This window comes from Caulobacter sp. B11 (genome assembly GCF_002737765.1).
Classification (GTDB): domain Bacteria; phylum Pseudomonadota; class Alphaproteobacteria; order Caulobacterales; family Caulobacteraceae; genus Caulobacter.
In genome coordinates this window covers 1-13286 of the sequence record NZ_PEGG01000019.1, presented here as the reverse complement: position 1 = coordinate 13286, position 13286 = coordinate 1, and the positions used below count along the sequence as shown (strand labels likewise).

At 67.3% G+C, this 13286-nt stretch carries 15 protein-coding genes, 2 tRNA genes and 3 pseudogenes; 5 read left to right on the top strand and 15 right to left on the bottom strand.

Features of this window, described 5'->3' with window-relative positions:
* Positions 1-362, top strand: a 362-nt coding sequence (locus CSW58_RS01505) for a CoA transferase (RefSeq protein WP_236627585.1), incomplete at its 5' end; no start/stop codon positions are given.
* Positions 363-372: 10 nt separating this feature from the next.
* On the opposite strand, the gene CSW58_RS01500 is transcribed toward CSW58_RS01505, so the two are convergent.
* On the bottom strand, positions 373-1245 hold the full coding sequence (locus CSW58_RS01500) for a transglycosylase SLT domain-containing protein (protein WP_099446027.1): 873 nt from the start codon (positions 1243-1245) through the stop codon (positions 373-375).
* A 392-nt stretch (positions 1246-1637) separates the two neighbouring features.
* Between CSW58_RS01500 and CSW58_RS14625 the strand changes: the two genes are divergently transcribed.
* Positions 1638-2012 (top strand): hypothetical protein, encoded by a 375-nt coding sequence (locus CSW58_RS14625; RefSeq protein ID WP_236627584.1) that lies wholly within the window; start codon positions 1638-1640, stop codon positions 2010-2012.
* Complete coding sequence (locus CSW58_RS14620) at positions 2009-2284, top strand: energy transducer TonB (protein WP_236627583.1); 276 nt, start codon at positions 2009-2011, stop codon at positions 2282-2284. Before CSW58_RS14625 ends, CSW58_RS14620 begins: the two co-directional genes overlap by 4 nt.
* Before the next feature lie 41 nt (positions 2285-2325).
* On the opposite strand, the gene CSW58_RS01490 is transcribed toward CSW58_RS14620, so the two are convergent.
* Both CSW58_RS01490 and CSW58_RS01485 read right to left on the bottom strand, forming a co-directional pair.
* A complete protein-coding gene (locus tag CSW58_RS01490) occupies positions 2326-3489 on the bottom strand; it encodes an acyl-CoA dehydrogenase family protein (RefSeq protein WP_099446026.1) in 1164 nt (387 codons plus the stop codon).
* Between the two features lie 21 nt (positions 3490-3510).
* Positions 3511-4515: an NAD(P)/FAD-dependent oxidoreductase gene (locus tag CSW58_RS01485; RefSeq protein WP_369825051.1), complete on the bottom strand. Its 1005-nt coding sequence runs from the start codon at positions 4513-4515 to the stop codon at positions 3511-3513.
* 209 nt (positions 4516-4724) lie between these two features.
* Here CSW58_RS01485 and CSW58_RS01480 point away from each other — a divergent pair, with 209 nt between their 5' ends.
* Together CSW58_RS01480 and CSW58_RS14615 are read left to right on the top strand one after the other, a co-directional pair.
* Positions 4725-5144 (top strand): helix-turn-helix domain-containing protein, encoded by a 420-nt coding sequence (locus tag CSW58_RS01480; protein WP_099446025.1) that lies wholly within the window; start codon positions 4725-4727, stop codon positions 5142-5144.
* 369 nt (positions 5145-5513) lie between these two features.
* Complete coding sequence (locus CSW58_RS14615) at positions 5514-5651, top strand: hypothetical protein (RefSeq protein ID WP_236627582.1); 138 nt, start codon at positions 5514-5516, stop codon at positions 5649-5651.
* Between the two features lie 134 nt (positions 5652-5785).
* On the opposite strand, the gene CSW58_RS01475 is transcribed toward CSW58_RS14615, so the two are convergent.
* From CSW58_RS01475 to hisD, 12 genes and pseudogenes are all read right to left on the bottom strand, one after another.
* Positions 5786-5862 (bottom strand) — tRNA-His (locus tag CSW58_RS01475).
* Positions 5863-5990: 128 nt separating this feature from the next.
* Positions 5991-6728, bottom strand: a complete 738-nt coding sequence (locus CSW58_RS01470; protein ID WP_099446024.1) for an energy transducer TonB — start codon at positions 6726-6728, stop codon at positions 5991-5993.
* A gap of 9 nt (positions 6729-6737) precedes the next feature.
* Complete coding sequence (locus tag CSW58_RS01465) at positions 6738-7172, bottom strand: biopolymer transporter ExbD (protein ID WP_099446023.1); 435 nt, start codon at positions 7170-7172, stop codon at positions 6738-6740.
* A gap of 5 nt (positions 7173-7177) precedes the next feature.
* Positions 7178-8076 (bottom strand): annotated as a pseudogene (locus CSW58_RS01460) (MotA/TolQ/ExbB proton channel family protein).
* A gap of 573 nt (positions 8077-8649) precedes the next feature.
* A tRNA-Phe gene (locus tag CSW58_RS01455) sits at positions 8650-8725 on the bottom strand.
* Positions 8726-8832: 107 nt separating this feature from the next.
* Complete coding sequence (locus CSW58_RS01450) at positions 8833-9006, bottom strand: DNA gyrase inhibitor YacG (RefSeq protein ID WP_099446022.1); 174 nt, start codon at positions 9004-9006, stop codon at positions 8833-8835.
* On the bottom strand, positions 9003-10046 hold the full coding sequence (locus CSW58_RS01445) for a ribonuclease E/G (RefSeq protein ID WP_099446021.1): 1044 nt from the start codon (positions 10044-10046) through the stop codon (positions 9003-9005). Before CSW58_RS01445 ends, CSW58_RS01450 begins: the two co-directional genes overlap by 4 nt.
* Complete coding sequence (locus tag CSW58_RS01440; protein WP_099446020.1) at positions 10043-10645, bottom strand: Maf family nucleotide pyrophosphatase; 603 nt, start codon at positions 10643-10645, stop codon at positions 10043-10045. The genes CSW58_RS01445 and CSW58_RS01440 overlap by 4 nt, the downstream gene beginning before the upstream one ends.
* Positions 10646-10654: 9 nt before the next feature.
* On the bottom strand, positions 10655-10873 hold the full coding sequence (gene infA / locus CSW58_RS01435; protein ID WP_008261544.1) for a translation initiation factor IF-1: 219 nt from the start codon (positions 10871-10873) through the stop codon (positions 10655-10657).
* 97 nt (positions 10874-10970) lie between these two features.
* Complete coding sequence (locus CSW58_RS01430; RefSeq protein WP_099446019.1) at positions 10971-11426, bottom strand: low molecular weight phosphatase family protein; 456 nt, start codon at positions 11424-11426, stop codon at positions 10971-10973.
* Positions 11427-11431: 5 nt separating this feature from the next.
* Positions 11432-11913 (bottom strand): annotated as a pseudogene (locus CSW58_RS01425) (UPF0262 family protein).
* Between the two features lie 18 nt (positions 11914-11931).
* Positions 11932-13217 (bottom strand): annotated as a pseudogene (hisD, locus tag CSW58_RS01420) (histidinol dehydrogenase).
* Positions 13218-13286: the final 69 nt, after the last annotated feature.

Below are 13286 nucleotides of genomic sequence, written 5' to 3'. Positions count from 1 at the left end.
CGCGTCGGCCCGTTCGCGCCGCGAGCACACCCACCGTCCTGGTCGACCTGCTCGACGAAGCGTTCGGGGCGATGGATTACGACACCGCCGCCGCCGCGCTCGACGCCGCGGACATCACCTGGGCCCCCTGGCAGACGCCGCGCGACCTGATCAGCGACCCGCAGGCCCTGGCCGCCGGTTGCTTTGTCGATACGCCCGACGGCGCCGGCGACACCTTCAGGGCTCCGGCCGGCCCAGCCCGGTTTCCAGGCTCACAGGACGGGCCGCGTGGGCCCGCCCCACGCCTGGGCGAGCACACCGAGCAGGTTTTGCGGGAAATCGGCTATGACGACGCCGGGATCGCCGGGCTGTCGAAGGGCTAGACGGTCTCGATCAGCGCTTGGTCCGGGGCTCGGCGCTGTTGGCGTCGGACAGCACGCGCAGCATTTCGGCCGAGAACATCGCGCTGGCCAGGCGCTGACCACCCGAGGCCTTGCCGGCGACGCCGCCAAGACCCGACAGATCGGCGTCCTGTGACCCGCGCAGGATCATGTCGACGATGGCGTCCTGCTGCTTGATGCGCTCCAGGCGTCGGCCCGTGGCGTATTGGATGAAGCCCTGGTCCCGGTCGGCCCCATCAACGGCGCCGTCGGTGACGGGACGCCCGGCGCCGCCCGTGCGGGTCAGGTTGGCATAGACCTCGCTGACCGTCGCGGCCCGGCCGTCTCGATAGAAGATCGAGCGGTTGGCGGCCGCGGCCTCGGGAAACATCGCCGCGGCATTGGCCCTGGGACTGCTGCCGGCGGCCTCGATCAGCCGGGCCGAGCCCTGCGGGCCCAGGAAGTGAGCGGCATAGAGTTCGCCGGCCGTCGGGGTGCGCCCCACCCGGCCGCGCAGATAGGAGGCGTGATCGCTGGCCAGTTCGCCGGCCATCAACGAGGCCGCATGGGGATCGAGCTTGAGGCCCAGGACCGCCTTTCGGGCCTCGTCGCCGCTGACCCGGAACCGGCCGTCGCCGCCCTGCTCGATCAGGTCGGCATAGCGGGCATAGCCGTACTTGGCGCCGTGCTTCTTGAGGGTGCCCAGCCAGGTCTGATCGACGAACTGGAACAGGCCCGAGGCGGAGGAGGTGCGCGCATGGGCGGCCGGATTGTAACCGCTCTCACGCTTGGCCGTGCCCATCAGGAAGGTGAAATCAACACCCGTCGCGGTCGACGCGCGCTGGATCGCGGACTCTACGACGCTGCGGATGGATTGGACGGCCATGGGTCAATGTCTGGACCAGCATGGTTAATTCAGCATTAACCAGACCCATCCCGAGCGCCGAGCGCCCTGCGACAGGGTGTCCCGGCGGCGCATCAAGCAGCGCGCAGCCGACGCGCGGCGAACTCTATGCCTGACGGCGGCGCCCTTCAATCCTCGCCGTATAACCTGAACGTCGGTCATGTATCCGCCGATGGATTTACTTAGGTGAACATTGAAAACCTGATCGTCTAAGATTTACAGCTGAAAGACCCCATGTGACGCTTCCAATGCCGGCGCAAGATCGGCGCGCTAGGGAGGTCACAATGGTTATCCGTCAGCCCTCTAACCCTGGTATCCCCGGCCTCGGCGGCGACGGCCCCGCTCCCGGCCGGCCGGGACGCCCCAACGCCCTGATGATCGCCCTGGGGGTTTCCATCGCCGCCCATGCCGGCCTCTTCGCCTATCTGGCCGTGCAGAAATACGTCATTCCGTCGGTGGCCCAGCCGGTCGACACCCCCACCACCACGATCGAGCGAATCATCGAAATCGACCCGCCAGAGCCCGACGATCGGCCGAAGCCGGCCTTGTCGAAACCCATCGCGACCCACAAGCCGGTGCAGACGCCGTTCACGGCGGACGAGCCCCCCTGCTCGTTCCCCAGGCCCTCGATACAACCGGAGTCAGCAGCGACCCGCCAGTCTTTGCCGGGCAATCGAGCCTGGGCGACGAGGCCGGGCCTCCGGACAGCCCGCCCCAGCCCAAGGTCATCACCCGTCCAACCTGGATGAAGAAGCCCGGAGCCGGTGAACTGGCCCGCTACTATCCTGAAAGCGCCATGCGACGCGGCGTCCCGGGCGGCGCGACGCTCAACTGCATCGTGGCGGCCAATGGGTCTGTGGGCGGTTGCGTGGTGGTCGCGGAGAGTCCCGCCGGCGAAGGCTTTGGCCCCGCCGCCCTCAAGCTGGCGCGCTATTTCCGCCTCAACCCGCAGCTCGAAAACGGCCAGACGGTCGACGGGGCCAGCGTACGGATCCCGATCCGGTTCAGCCTGGGAGAATGACCCCGAGACGGTCCCCTGGCGGGTCGCCAGGGGACTTGGCCTCAATAGCTCTTGGGCAGGCCCAGAACGCGTTCGGCGATGAAGTTGAGGATCATCTCACGGCTGATCGGGGCGATACGGGCGATCATGGCCTCGCGGAAATAACGCTCGACGTCATATTCCTTGGCATAGCCCATGCCGCCATGGACCAGGACCGAGGTCTCGCAGGCGGTGAAGCCCGCCTCGGCCCCGAGATACTTGGCGGCGTTGGCCTCGGCCCCGCAGTCCTTGCCCATGTCGTAGAGGGCGGCGGCCTTGAACGCCAAGAGGTTGGCCGCCTCCAGCTCCGCCCACGACCGGGCCATCGGATGGGCGACGCCCTGGTTCTTGCCGATCGGACGGCCGAAAACCACCCGCTCATTGGCGTAGGTGGTGGCCTTCTTGAGCGCGATGCGGCCCAGGCCGATCGCCTCGACCGCGAACAGCACCCGCTCGGGATTGAGGCCGTGCAGCAGGTAGGCGAAGCCCTTGCCCTCTTCGCCGACCAGATCCTCGGCCGGCACGAACAGGTCCTCGATGAAGAGCATGTTACATTCGACGGCCTTGCGGCCCATCTTCGGGATCGGCTTGGCCTCGATCTTCTCGCGATCGGTATAGAACAGGCTCAGGCCCTGGGTCGGCTTGGCGCACTGATCCTTCGGCGTGGTGCGGGCGATGATCAGGATCTTGTTGGCGCGCTGGGCCCCGGTCGTCCAGATCTTGCGGCCGTTCAGCAGATAGCCGCCATCGACCTTTTCGGCCCGCGTTTCCAGGCTGGAGGTGTCCAGGCCGGAATTGGGCTCGGTCACCGCAAAGCACATCTTGTCCTCGCCCGAGATCAGGCGGGGCAGATGTTTGGCGCGCTGTTCGTCGGTGCCGAACTTCACCAGCGGCATGGGGCCGAAGATGTTCAGGTGAATGGCCGACGCGCCCGAGAAGCCCGCGCCCGACTGGGCCACGGTCTGCATCATGATCGCCGCCTCGGTCAGGCCCAGGCCGGCGCCGCCGACACTTTCGGGCATGGCCACGCCCAACCAGCCGCCCTCGGCGATGGCGGCCACGAAGTCTTCGGGAAAGGCCCCCGTCTCGTCGGTCTTGCGCCAGTACTCGTCGTCAAAGGCGGCGCAAACCTTGGCGACGCCGTCACGGATCGCTTCCTGTTCCTCAGTCAACCAAAACCCGGCCATCCAGCCCCCCAAAAGCGTCTGTTATTCTGTGTCGTCCGGCCTGGAAAAGCGGCGCGCCTCGAAGCGCGCCGCGTCCGGACCGGGATCCTTGCCTGTCAGATACGCCGCCACCAGATCGGCCACAAGCGGGGCCAGCAGCCAGCCGTTGCGTCGGGCGCCCACCGCCAGGAAGACGCCCGGCGTCTGGCTGGGGCCAACCAGCGGCAAGCCGTCCGGCGTCGCGGCCCGGATCCCGACCTCGGCGGTCATCGGCTGACCCAGATCTGGCCGCAGGGCCAGGGCGGCGGCCTTCAAGGGCTCCAGCGCCCGCCAATCGACCTCGAGGTCGCTGCGACCGGCCTCCATGGTCGCCCCGATCGCCGGGTCTCGCGCCGGACAGACATAGACGCCCTGGCCGCGCAGGATCGGTCCCTCGGACAAACCGCCGGCTGCTCTCAGGATCTGGCCCTTGATCGGGCTGAGAAACGCCAGCTCAGGGGCCAGGTCGCCGCCCGCGGCCCCGGTCGCGATCACCGTCATGGCGAAGTGCGGGATGTCCCTGGCCTCCAGGGCGCGTTCCTGGAGGCTGGCGCCGTGCGCGAGGGCCGCTGTCCGGAGCGCGGCCAGGGTCGATCGCGCGTCGAGCCGCCAGTCCTCGTCGCTGGTCAGGCCCCCCGCGTCGCGCCTGAAGGTCAGCCCCAGGGCCTGGAACCTCGCCGCGACCTCGTCCACCCAGTCAGACCGCCCCTCGACCCGCAGGCCTTCGCGATGCAGGGAAACGCCGATCCGCGCCGCCAGCGCCGGCCAAAGGTCCCTGGCCCGGCGCAGCAGGTCCAGATGCGCCGCGGCGGCGGGGTCGAACACCGCCTCGGCCGCTGGGGCCAGCATGCCCGCCGCGACCCCCGAGGCATTGGCGCCCAGTCGAGCCGAATCGAAATGCCGCACGGCGAATCCCGCCTCGGCCAGAACCAGGGCGATCGTCGATCCGAACGCCCCGGCTCCCGCCACAGCAACCCGAGCGCCCGGCTTGATTTCCATGAGGCGCATTCGCATTCCCAGGGCGAAAAGGTCAAGTCCGATGGCGTGGGCGCCGGTCCCGAACGGGGCCGCCGGCGGACGAACGGGCCTGCGGCCACTTGTCCCGCCGCGAAGCGTGACTAACCCGTTAACATGGGTCTATCCTGTCCTGACTAGACAAGCCGCGCGCCCGCGATGGGCGCCCGAGACCCAGCGGCTGCCGCGAGGACTAGAACCGGATGAACGATAAGCCCGCCGCCGAGACGGCCCATCCCGTCGATCTCTATGTCGGCGCTCGCCTGAGGGTGCGCCGCAAGGTGCTGGGGCTCAGCCAGACCCAGCTTGCCGAGGCCCTGGGGATCACATTCCAACAGATCCAGAAGTACGAACGCGGCGCCAATCGCATAAGCGCCTCTAAGCTCTACGAAGCAGCCAAGCTGCTGCATTCGCCCGTATCCTATTTTTTCGACGGCCTGGAAGAGACCTCGAACGGCGATGACGATGACGGCTTCTCGCAGCGCATGACCCAGTTCGTGGCGACGCCCGAGGGTCTGGAACTGGCAGGCCTGTTTCCGCGCCTCAGCGACCGTCGACTGCGCCGACGGGTGGTCGACCTGGTGCGCGCCATGGTCGATGACGATCCTGAACCGGCCGAATAGTCGGCCGGCGATGTAGCAGGTCGGACCCCACCGAGGCCGGCGCAACAGCGATCTGGACCCCGCTCAGATCCTGCCGGCGACTTGGTCGACGACGACAGCCCTCCTCGGCCTTCGCCTTCAGGCCGAGGAGAAGGGTCGGCTCATCAATCGGCGGAGGTGGCCCAAGGCGTGCCTTTGGGGCGAGCACAGGCTTGCCCGCGATACGCCACCATGCCGCCCAGGTCGCGCCGGCAGTCCCCACCGCCTTGCAGGACGACGAGGCCGACTGAAACCCGTAGCGGCGCCATGCCGCATCGCCGCCCCTCAAGACTCGCCGCATGCTTCCTGGACGACCCGATCAGAGGTTGGATCAGATTAGGGCAAGACACCGTGGGACATCCGGCCGCCACTCCGAATCCGCGGCTGCGCTGGTGGCAGGCGCGTCCTCTGATCGGCCTCATGGTCGGCTGGCTGACCATTGGCCTGCTGGCCTGGAAAGTCTGGAGCACCTTGGTCGGGCCGGCCTGAGCCCCTCGGACTCAAGGCCGGAGCCGCAGGGCGCTTACGGTCGATCCCAGAGCCTGGCCTCGCCTTTCGCGACGCGCGAAACCGCAATGAAAAAGGCCCAGGGTTCGCACCCTGGGCCTTTTTCATTGTGGCGATGGTACCGCCTCTCAGGCTTGAACTGAGGACCTCCGGTTCCACAAACCGGCGCTCTAACCAACTGAGCTAAGGCGGCGCATCGCGAGGCGATGTCTTTAGGGGCAGGCGCGGGCGGGATCAAGCGTCTTGACGCCCGCCTCACATTAAAAACGCCCCGGAGCCAGGGCTCCGGGGCGCTCTTATATCGTCCGGTGTTCCAGGACCCTAGCGGGGAACCGTGAACACGATCGGGATCGTGATCTGACCACCATCCACCGGAGAACCGTCAAGCGTCTTCGGCTTCATGCGGAACAGGCGCGACAGCTTGATCGCGGCGTCACCGAAGCCATAGTCGCTCGGGTTTTCCGAGGTGACCGAACAGCCTTCCAGCGTGCCCTTGGCGGTCACGGTGCAAGAGATGGTCGCACGGCCGCCCACTTCCATCCGCTGAGCGCGGTCGGGGTAGTAGCGGGCCATGTCGTCACCGCTCGGCTTACGAAGCCAGTCGGGACGAGTCACCACCGAAGCGCGGGCCGGAGCGGCTTCGCGAACCGGAGGCGCGGCCGAGATAACCGGCGGCGCTGACTGCTCGACCCGTTCCTTGACGGGCGGGATCGGCAGAGGCGGCGGCGGCGTGATGTCCGGCGGCGGCGCGATCGGCGGCCTCGGCTGCACCACCGCGGGAGGCGGGGGAGGAGCGTCGGTCGGCGGAGGCGGCGGCGGCGGGGGAGGCGGCGGCGGCGGCGGCGGAGGCGGAGGCAGTTCCACATCCACAGCGTCGTCGCTGTACTCCTTCATCACGGACTCGAACTTCTGCTTCGCCAGATAGGCGAACAGAGCCGCGTGGACGCCAAGGACGACGATCATCGCAACGCCGAAAGTGCCTAGGCCCTTCTTGCGGCGCGGACCATCCGAGGTGAGCGGATCGTAGTGGCGATGCTCGGGCGCTTGTTGTTCAGCCATGCATCACCCCTAGCTATTCTCATCCTTGCCGATCAGAGCCACGCTGTAGAAGCCGTTGTCCTGGAGGGCGTTCATGACCTCCATGAACGCTCCATAGCGGGTCTTCTCGTCGGCGCGGATGAAGATGCGCTCCTTGGTAGGGTCGCGTCTGCCGATGTTTTTCCCGAGGTCCACACCCATCGTGTCGATCGAGGTCTCAAAGTCGCCAATGAAGACCTGCCCGTCGGCTTTGATGGAGATGTAGACCGGCTTTGGCGGGTTCTGCGATGCTTTCGCGACCGCCGGCGGCAGGTTCACTTCGACCGACACGGAGGCGAGCGGAGCCGCAACCATGAAGATGATCAGGAGGACCAGCATGACGTCCACGAAGGGCGTTACGTTGATCTCACTGTTCTGTTCGACGTTAAACCTGTCGCCCCCACCGCCTGAGAGTTTGGCGGCCATCGGTCTTAGGCCCCTTTGTCGAGCTGACGCGAGATGGCGTTCATCAGTTCAGCAACGAAACCTTCCGAGCGGGTGCCGTAACCCGAGATGCGGGTCTGGAAGTAGTTGTAGAAGATAACCGCGGGAATAGCGGCGAACAGACCGATACCGGTGGCGAGCAGCGCTTCGGCGATGCCGGGAGCGACGACGGCCAGGTTGGTCGTGTTGGTGTTCGCGATGCCGATGAACGAGGTCATGATCCCGTAAACCGTGCCGAACAGACCGATGAACGGACCGGCCGAACCGACCGAGGCCAGGAACACCATGCCGCCCGACAGACGCTTAACCAGCGAGGCTTGCACCGCGTTGATGGCGTAGGTGGCGCGAGCAATGGTCGAGTCGCGATGTTCGCCAGCGACCGCGAGGCCGGCTTGACGGGACATTTCAACTTCCTGACCGGCAGCGGCGGCCATGTCGGCCATCGGGTTGCCTTCGAACTCTTCCGACGACCCGATGCGGGCGATGTCGGCGATCGAGCGAGCGCCGCGGAAGGCTTCAAGGAACTTGTCCGACTGCTTGTTGAGGGCGCCGAACTCAAACATCTTGGTGATCAGCAGAACCCACGAGAACACCGAGGCCAGCAGAAGGCCGATCATCACGACCTTCACGACGGCGCCAGCGGCGAGGAACATGCCGACGGGCGTCAGCGAGTGGCTTTCCTTTTTGGGCTCAGCCTCGGCTTCAGGAGCCGGGCAGCTTCGGCCGGAGCGGCGGTCGCGGCAGCGGCGTCAGGCGCCGGAGCGGCGGCTTCGGTGGTGGCCGGCGCAGGCGCCGCGGCGTCCTGAGCAAAGGCCGGAGCGCTCGTCATCAGCGCCAGGGCGCCGACGAGTGCGATGAGGGGGGTCTTCCGTTTAATGTCGAGCATCTGTCGCCAGTTCCTGATTGGTCTAGCACGTTTGGACCGAGGGTCGTCGCGCGAGAGCGTCTCCACCCTAACTTATGAATAGTCCATTGAGCTGCCGATTTCTCGACCGCCCGACGGACCCGCTTCGCTGCGCTCGACCCGTACGCCCCTCGTGCGGGCCAGAAGCCCAAGCGAAGGATCGTTTCGAAGCGCGAGTGATCACCACCCTTACAGGCGCTGATCTTACCGCAATGTTAGAATTGCGGCAGGGGTCCTTTGGCAACCCCTTTTCGTACCGTCAAGGGGTCGCCCATGGCATTAATTTTCCCCCTGCCATTCCCCGAAGCGGCTTTGCTGCAGCGCACAAAAGGTAAATCAGGATTTAGGGGCGGTTTTTCCCTGTCAAAGGGAAAAACGACGCTGCACTGCAGCACGACGACAAAACGCCGGTCTTTAATCTGAACGGAGTCGCGACCCGCTCAACCATCGCGAAAGCAACCTGGGAATTAGCCGAATGGGCCCGGCCCGACGGCGGAAGCGTGGCCGCGCGGGCGTCGCCTAAGCCGCCAATCCTCACCAAAAACTGAGAAAAGGTGGTGCCTGGGGGCGGATTCGAACCACCGACACGCGGATTTTCAATCCGCTGCTCTACCAACTGAGCTACCCAGGCCCTTGGACCCTTGAAAACGACCCCGAAAAGCCGCCTCCACGCCCGCCTGACAGCGGGGAGCCGCGTCTATAGGGGAGGCTAAAAACGAAGTCCAGTCCCCTCGCCGCTCATTCCGCGCCGAAGTCTGTGGACGAAGGATTTTCCTCGTCCTCGTCGGCGCCAGGCACGACGTAGCGTCCGGTGAACCAGCGCTGCAGGTCGAGATCGGCGCAACGCTTGGAACAGAACGGCCGAAAGGCGGCGACAACCGGTTTGCCGCAGATGGGGCAGGCGGTGCTCATAAGGCAGACACTTGAAGACGGTCGTTGGGCCAGCCCTCGACGGCCGTGACGACGAATCGCGCACCCAGTCGGTCGGCCAATCGGGCCTGCAACGGGACGAACGCCGCGGCCACGGCCGGCGAACAGCGTCCCTCCAGGCGTCCGCCCGGATCGGCCTTGCCCTCGCGCTCGAGGGCCCGGGCCAGTCGCAAGGCGCCCGCGCGGTCGCTCAGCCCGCCATCGGCGTCGAGCAGGCGATCCAGAATCGGCCGACTGCGGCGTGGCACCGTCATTTCCAGGGTGCCGAAGCGGCTGATCGCGCCCATGGCCACGCCAGGCGCATCGACGGCGAAGGCGTTGCGCGCCGCGGTCGCCAGGGCCGGGCCATCATGTCCGCGTCCGACCAGGTCGAACACGACGATGCCGCCCAGGCCCTTGAGCCGCAGGATACGGGCCGACAGGGCCAGGGCGGCCATGTTGGCCTGACGGGCGGCCCGCTTGGAGTCAGCCCCCTCGCGGCCGCCGAGGTCGACGTCGATGGCGACCAGGGCGCGGGTCGGCTCGATGCTGACATCGCCGCCGCCCGGCAGGGCGAAGACCGTGGCCAGGGCCTGGGCCTCCGCGGCCTCGACCGCTTCCAGCGCCGCCGCGCCCTGGGTCGGCGAACCGGCCTTCACCCAAAGCCGCAACAGGGTGTCGATGGTGGGGGCGCTGGCGGTGACGCGCGGTTCGCCCTCGGCCTCGCCCACATAGCGCGCCGTGGCCAGCTTGCCGTGCCGTGACGGCGTGCGGATTTCGATCTCGACCAACTGCCCCTCGACCAGGCGCGGCATCTCGGCCTTCAGGGGCAGCAGCACGTCGGCGCCGCCCGGCAGGGCGACGAAGGCGGCGTTGTTGTTGCGGTCGATCTTCTTGACCCGCGCCACCCCCATCACGCCATCGGCGTCGAGGAGGTCGTCGCCATCCCAGGCGGCGATCAGACGTTCAGGCTGGCCATCGAGGGTGACCACCCCGACCGTCTCGCCGACGCCGGTATAGAGATAGGCGCGACGCTCGCTCATGGGACGGCCTTCCCGGCCGGGACCCAGCCCAGGCCGTGCAGCAGGTTGAGGGTTTCATAGAGCGGCAGGCCGACGACGCCGGAATAGGAGCCGTGCAGGTCGATGATGAAGCCGCCCGCCACGCCCTGGGCGGCATAACCGCCGGCCTTGCCGCGCCATTCGCCGCCGGCCAGATAGTCGGCATGCTCCTGGAGCGACAGATGCTTGAACTGAACCCGGGTCTCGACCAGCCGGGAGGCTTCCCGACCGTCGGGGGCGATCAGGGCGACCGCGGTCAGGACCATGTGGTTGCGGCCCGAGAGCAGTTTGAGACAGGCGCGGGCCTGATCGTCGGTCTCGGCCTTGGGCAAGATCCGCCGACCCACCGCGACGACGGTGTCGGCCGCCAGCACATAGGCGCCGGCCTGTCGGGCGGAGACCGCCCGAGCCTTTTCGACAGCCAGCCGCAAGGCGTGACGCCGGGGCGTCTCGTCTCGCAGTGGGTCTTCATTGATATCGGCCGGGTCGACCCGGTCGGGGGTGACGCCGACCTGCGCGAGCAGGTCCAGACGCCGGGGGCTCGCGCTGGCCAGAACCAGCGGCGTCCGCTGGACAGCCATCCCGCCCGCCTACTTGAAGCGGTAGGTGATGCGGCCCTTGGTCAGGTCGTAGGGCGTCATTTCCACGAGCACCTTGTCGCCGGCCAGAACCCGAATGCGGTTCTTGCGCATCTTGCCGGCGGTGTGGGCGATGATCTCGTGATCGTTTTCCAGCGTCACGCGAAAGGTCGCGTTGGGCAGCAATTCGCTGACCGTACCGGGAAACTCGAGTAGTTCTTCCTTAGCCATCAGGCCTCTCAAAACGGGCGGAGCAGTGAACACGCCAAGCCGCGAGACGACGAGTCGTCCGCGCGCCGACGGCTGCGAGGCGCGGTGTATAGCGCATTCACCCCCCAAACGTCGATGGCGCGCCGAAACGTTGTCGAATCGCCGCCGACAGGCCGTCGCGGACCTCCCGATAGGCGTCCAGCATGGCCTCCCGCGAGCCATGGACCAGGGTCGGATCGTGGGTCGGCCAGTATTCGATCTCGACGGCGTTGCCGCGCGACAGTTCGACCGCGCGATGCTGGGCCTCGGGAGTCAGCGAGATGACGACGTCGAAGGAGCCGTCCTCCAGTTCGTCGAATGATTTGGGCTTGTGGCCCGAAACGTCGAGGCCGAGCTCGTCCATCACCGACACCACGAAGGGGTCGATCCCATCGCCGTTCGGATCCGCCTTCAGCCCGCAGGAATCGACAAAGGTCCGGGCCCCGTAGAATCGCCGGAAGAGCCCCTCGGCCATGGGCGAGCGGACGCGATTGTAGTTGCAGGCGAACAGCACCGCGCCTGGAAGTCGCTCCACCCCGCTCAGCCCCGCCAGTGCAGCGCGCAGATTAGGGTGAACAGCCGCCGGGCGGTGTCGAGGTCGGTCTTGACCTTGCCCTCCAGCCGCTCGCGCAGCAGGGTCGAGCCTTCGTTGTGCAGGCCCCGCCGGCCCATATCCAGCGCCTCGATCTGCTGGGGGCTGGAGTTGCGGATGGCCGAATAGTAGCTGTCGCAGATCAGGAAATAGTCCTTGATCACCCCCCGAAAGGGCGACAGCGACAATAGATGTCGGCGGGCATAGTCAGGCCCGGCGATGTCGAAGGCCAGCCGGTTCTCGATCAGCGACAGCCTCAGGTCATAGGGCCCGGCCGGCGCGTCAGCCCCGGCTCGAAATAGTTCGAATCCAGCAGGTCGAAGATCGCCACACCTGCCGCTCCTGCTCCTGATCGCGCGAAGCCGCCGCCAGCGAACTCCTCGTCGATGGATATGGATTTGAGGCGCTGATCGGCGAGGGCGTCGGACATTGGCGGGAGAGTTGCCGTTCAGAGCGCGGAAGGCAACCGGATCGACGCGGAAAGCGCGTGAGCCGGCAAGCCCTCTGCCTTGGCCAGGGCGGCGGTGTGGGGACCCAGAACGCCGAACGACGCCGCATCGCATTTGACGATCGAGGTGCGCTTGAGGAAATCGTAGATCGACAGTCCCGACTGGAAGCGCGCCGCGCGACTGGTCGGCAAGACGTGGTTGGAGCCGGCGACATAGTCGCCGATCGCCTCGGGCGTGAGGCGGCCCAGGAAGATCGCCCCGGCATGACGCACCCGGTCCGCCAGGCGCTCGGGATTGTCGAGGGCGAACTCGACGTGCTCGGGGCCAGAAGGTCGACCAGGCGCGGGCTGTCGTCGAGCGGGCACAGGATGATTGCGCCGTGGTCGCGCCAGGAGGCGGCGGCGTCGCGCCCAGTGGACAATGTCGCCAGCAGGGCGTCGACCGCGGCCGAGACCGCGTCGGCGAAGTCGGGGTCGTCGGTGATCAGGATCGACTGGGCGGCCGGATCGTGTTCGGCCTGGCTCAGCAGGTCGGCGGCGATCCAGTCGGGATTGTTGTTGCGGTCGGCGACCACGACGATCTCGGACGGGCCGGCCAGGGCGTCGATCCCGACCACGCCATACAGGCGGCGCTTGGCGGCGGTGACATAGGCGTTGCCGGGACCCACGATCTTGTCGACCGGGGCGATCGGACCCGCGCCATAGGCCAGGGCCGCAACGGCCTGGGCCCCGCCGATGCGCCAGATCTCGCTGACGCCGGCCGTCTTGGCCGCGGCCAGCACCGCCGGCTCCAGCTTGCCGGGCGGGGTGACCATGGCGATTCGGTCGACCCCGGCCACCTGAGCCGGCACGGCGTTCATCAGCACCGTCGAGGGATAGGCCGCGCGGCCGCCCGGCACATAGATCCCCACCGACTCCAGCGGCGTCCAACGCCAGCCCAACTGGACGCCGGCCTCGTCGGTCCAGCTCTGATCGGCCGGACGCTGGCGCTCATGGAAGGCGCGAATACGGGCGGCGGCGAAGGCGATGGCGTCGCGCACCTCTGGCGAAGCCTGCGCCGCGCCGGCCTCGATCTCCTCGGCGGTGACCCGGATGGTGTCGGCCGTCAGGGTGACGCCGTCGAATCGCTGGGTGAAGCTCAGCACGGCCGACAGGCCGTCGGCCTTGACCGCGTCCAGCACGTTGCGCGCGGCGGCGTCGACATTCTCGGGCGCGCCCCGACGCTCGTCGAGGAACGCCTTGAACAGGTCGGGGAAAGCAGGGTCGGCGGAATTGAACTTACGCATGCCGCCTAGATGCGACTTTTTGCGGATGAGGCAAGAGGCTTGGCTGAACTGGCGGCAGAGATCCTCCCC

Coding starts and splice junctions, on each gene's coding strand:
- CSW58_RS01500 (WP_099446027.1), bottom strand. CDS start 1,245: ATGGCCGTCCAATCCATCCGCAGCGTCGTAGAGTCCGCGATCCAGCGC.
- CSW58_RS14625 (WP_236627584.1), top strand. CDS start 1,638: ATGATCGCCCTGGGGGTTTCCATCGCCGCCCATGCCGGCCTCTTCGCC.
- CSW58_RS14620 (WP_236627583.1), top strand. CDS start 2,009: ATGAAGAAGCCCGGAGCCGGTGAACTGGCCCGCTACTATCCTGAAAGC.
- CSW58_RS01490 (WP_099446026.1), bottom strand. CDS start 3,489: ATGGCCGGGTTTTGGTTGACTGAGGAACAGGAAGCGATCCGTGACGGC.
- CSW58_RS01485 (WP_369825051.1), bottom strand. CDS start 4,515: ATGCGCCTCATGGAAATCAAGCCGGGCGCTCGGGTTGCTGTGGCGGGA.
- CSW58_RS01480 (WP_099446025.1), top strand. CDS start 4,725: ATGAACGATAAGCCCGCCGCCGAGACGGCCCATCCCGTCGATCTCTAT.
- CSW58_RS01470 (WP_099446024.1), bottom strand. CDS start 6,728: ATGGCTGAACAACAAGCGCCCGAGCATCGCCACTACGATCCGCTCACC.
- CSW58_RS01465 (WP_099446023.1), bottom strand. CDS start 7,172: ATGGCCGCCAAACTCTCAGGCGGTGGGGGCGACAGGTTTAACGTCGAA.
- CSW58_RS01450 (WP_099446022.1), bottom strand. CDS start 9,006: ATGAGCACCGCCTGCCCCATCTGCGGCAAACCGGTTGTCGCCGCCTTT.
- CSW58_RS01445 (WP_099446021.1), bottom strand. CDS start 10,046: ATGAGCGAGCGTCGCGCCTATCTCTATACCGGCGTCGGCGAGACGGTC.
- CSW58_RS01440 (WP_099446020.1), bottom strand. CDS start 10,645: ATGGCTGTCCAGCGGACGCCGCTGGTTCTGGCCAGCGCGAGCCCCCGG.
- infA (WP_008261544.1), bottom strand. CDS start 10,873: ATGGCTAAGGAAGAACTACTCGAGTTTCCCGGTACGGTCAGCGAATTG.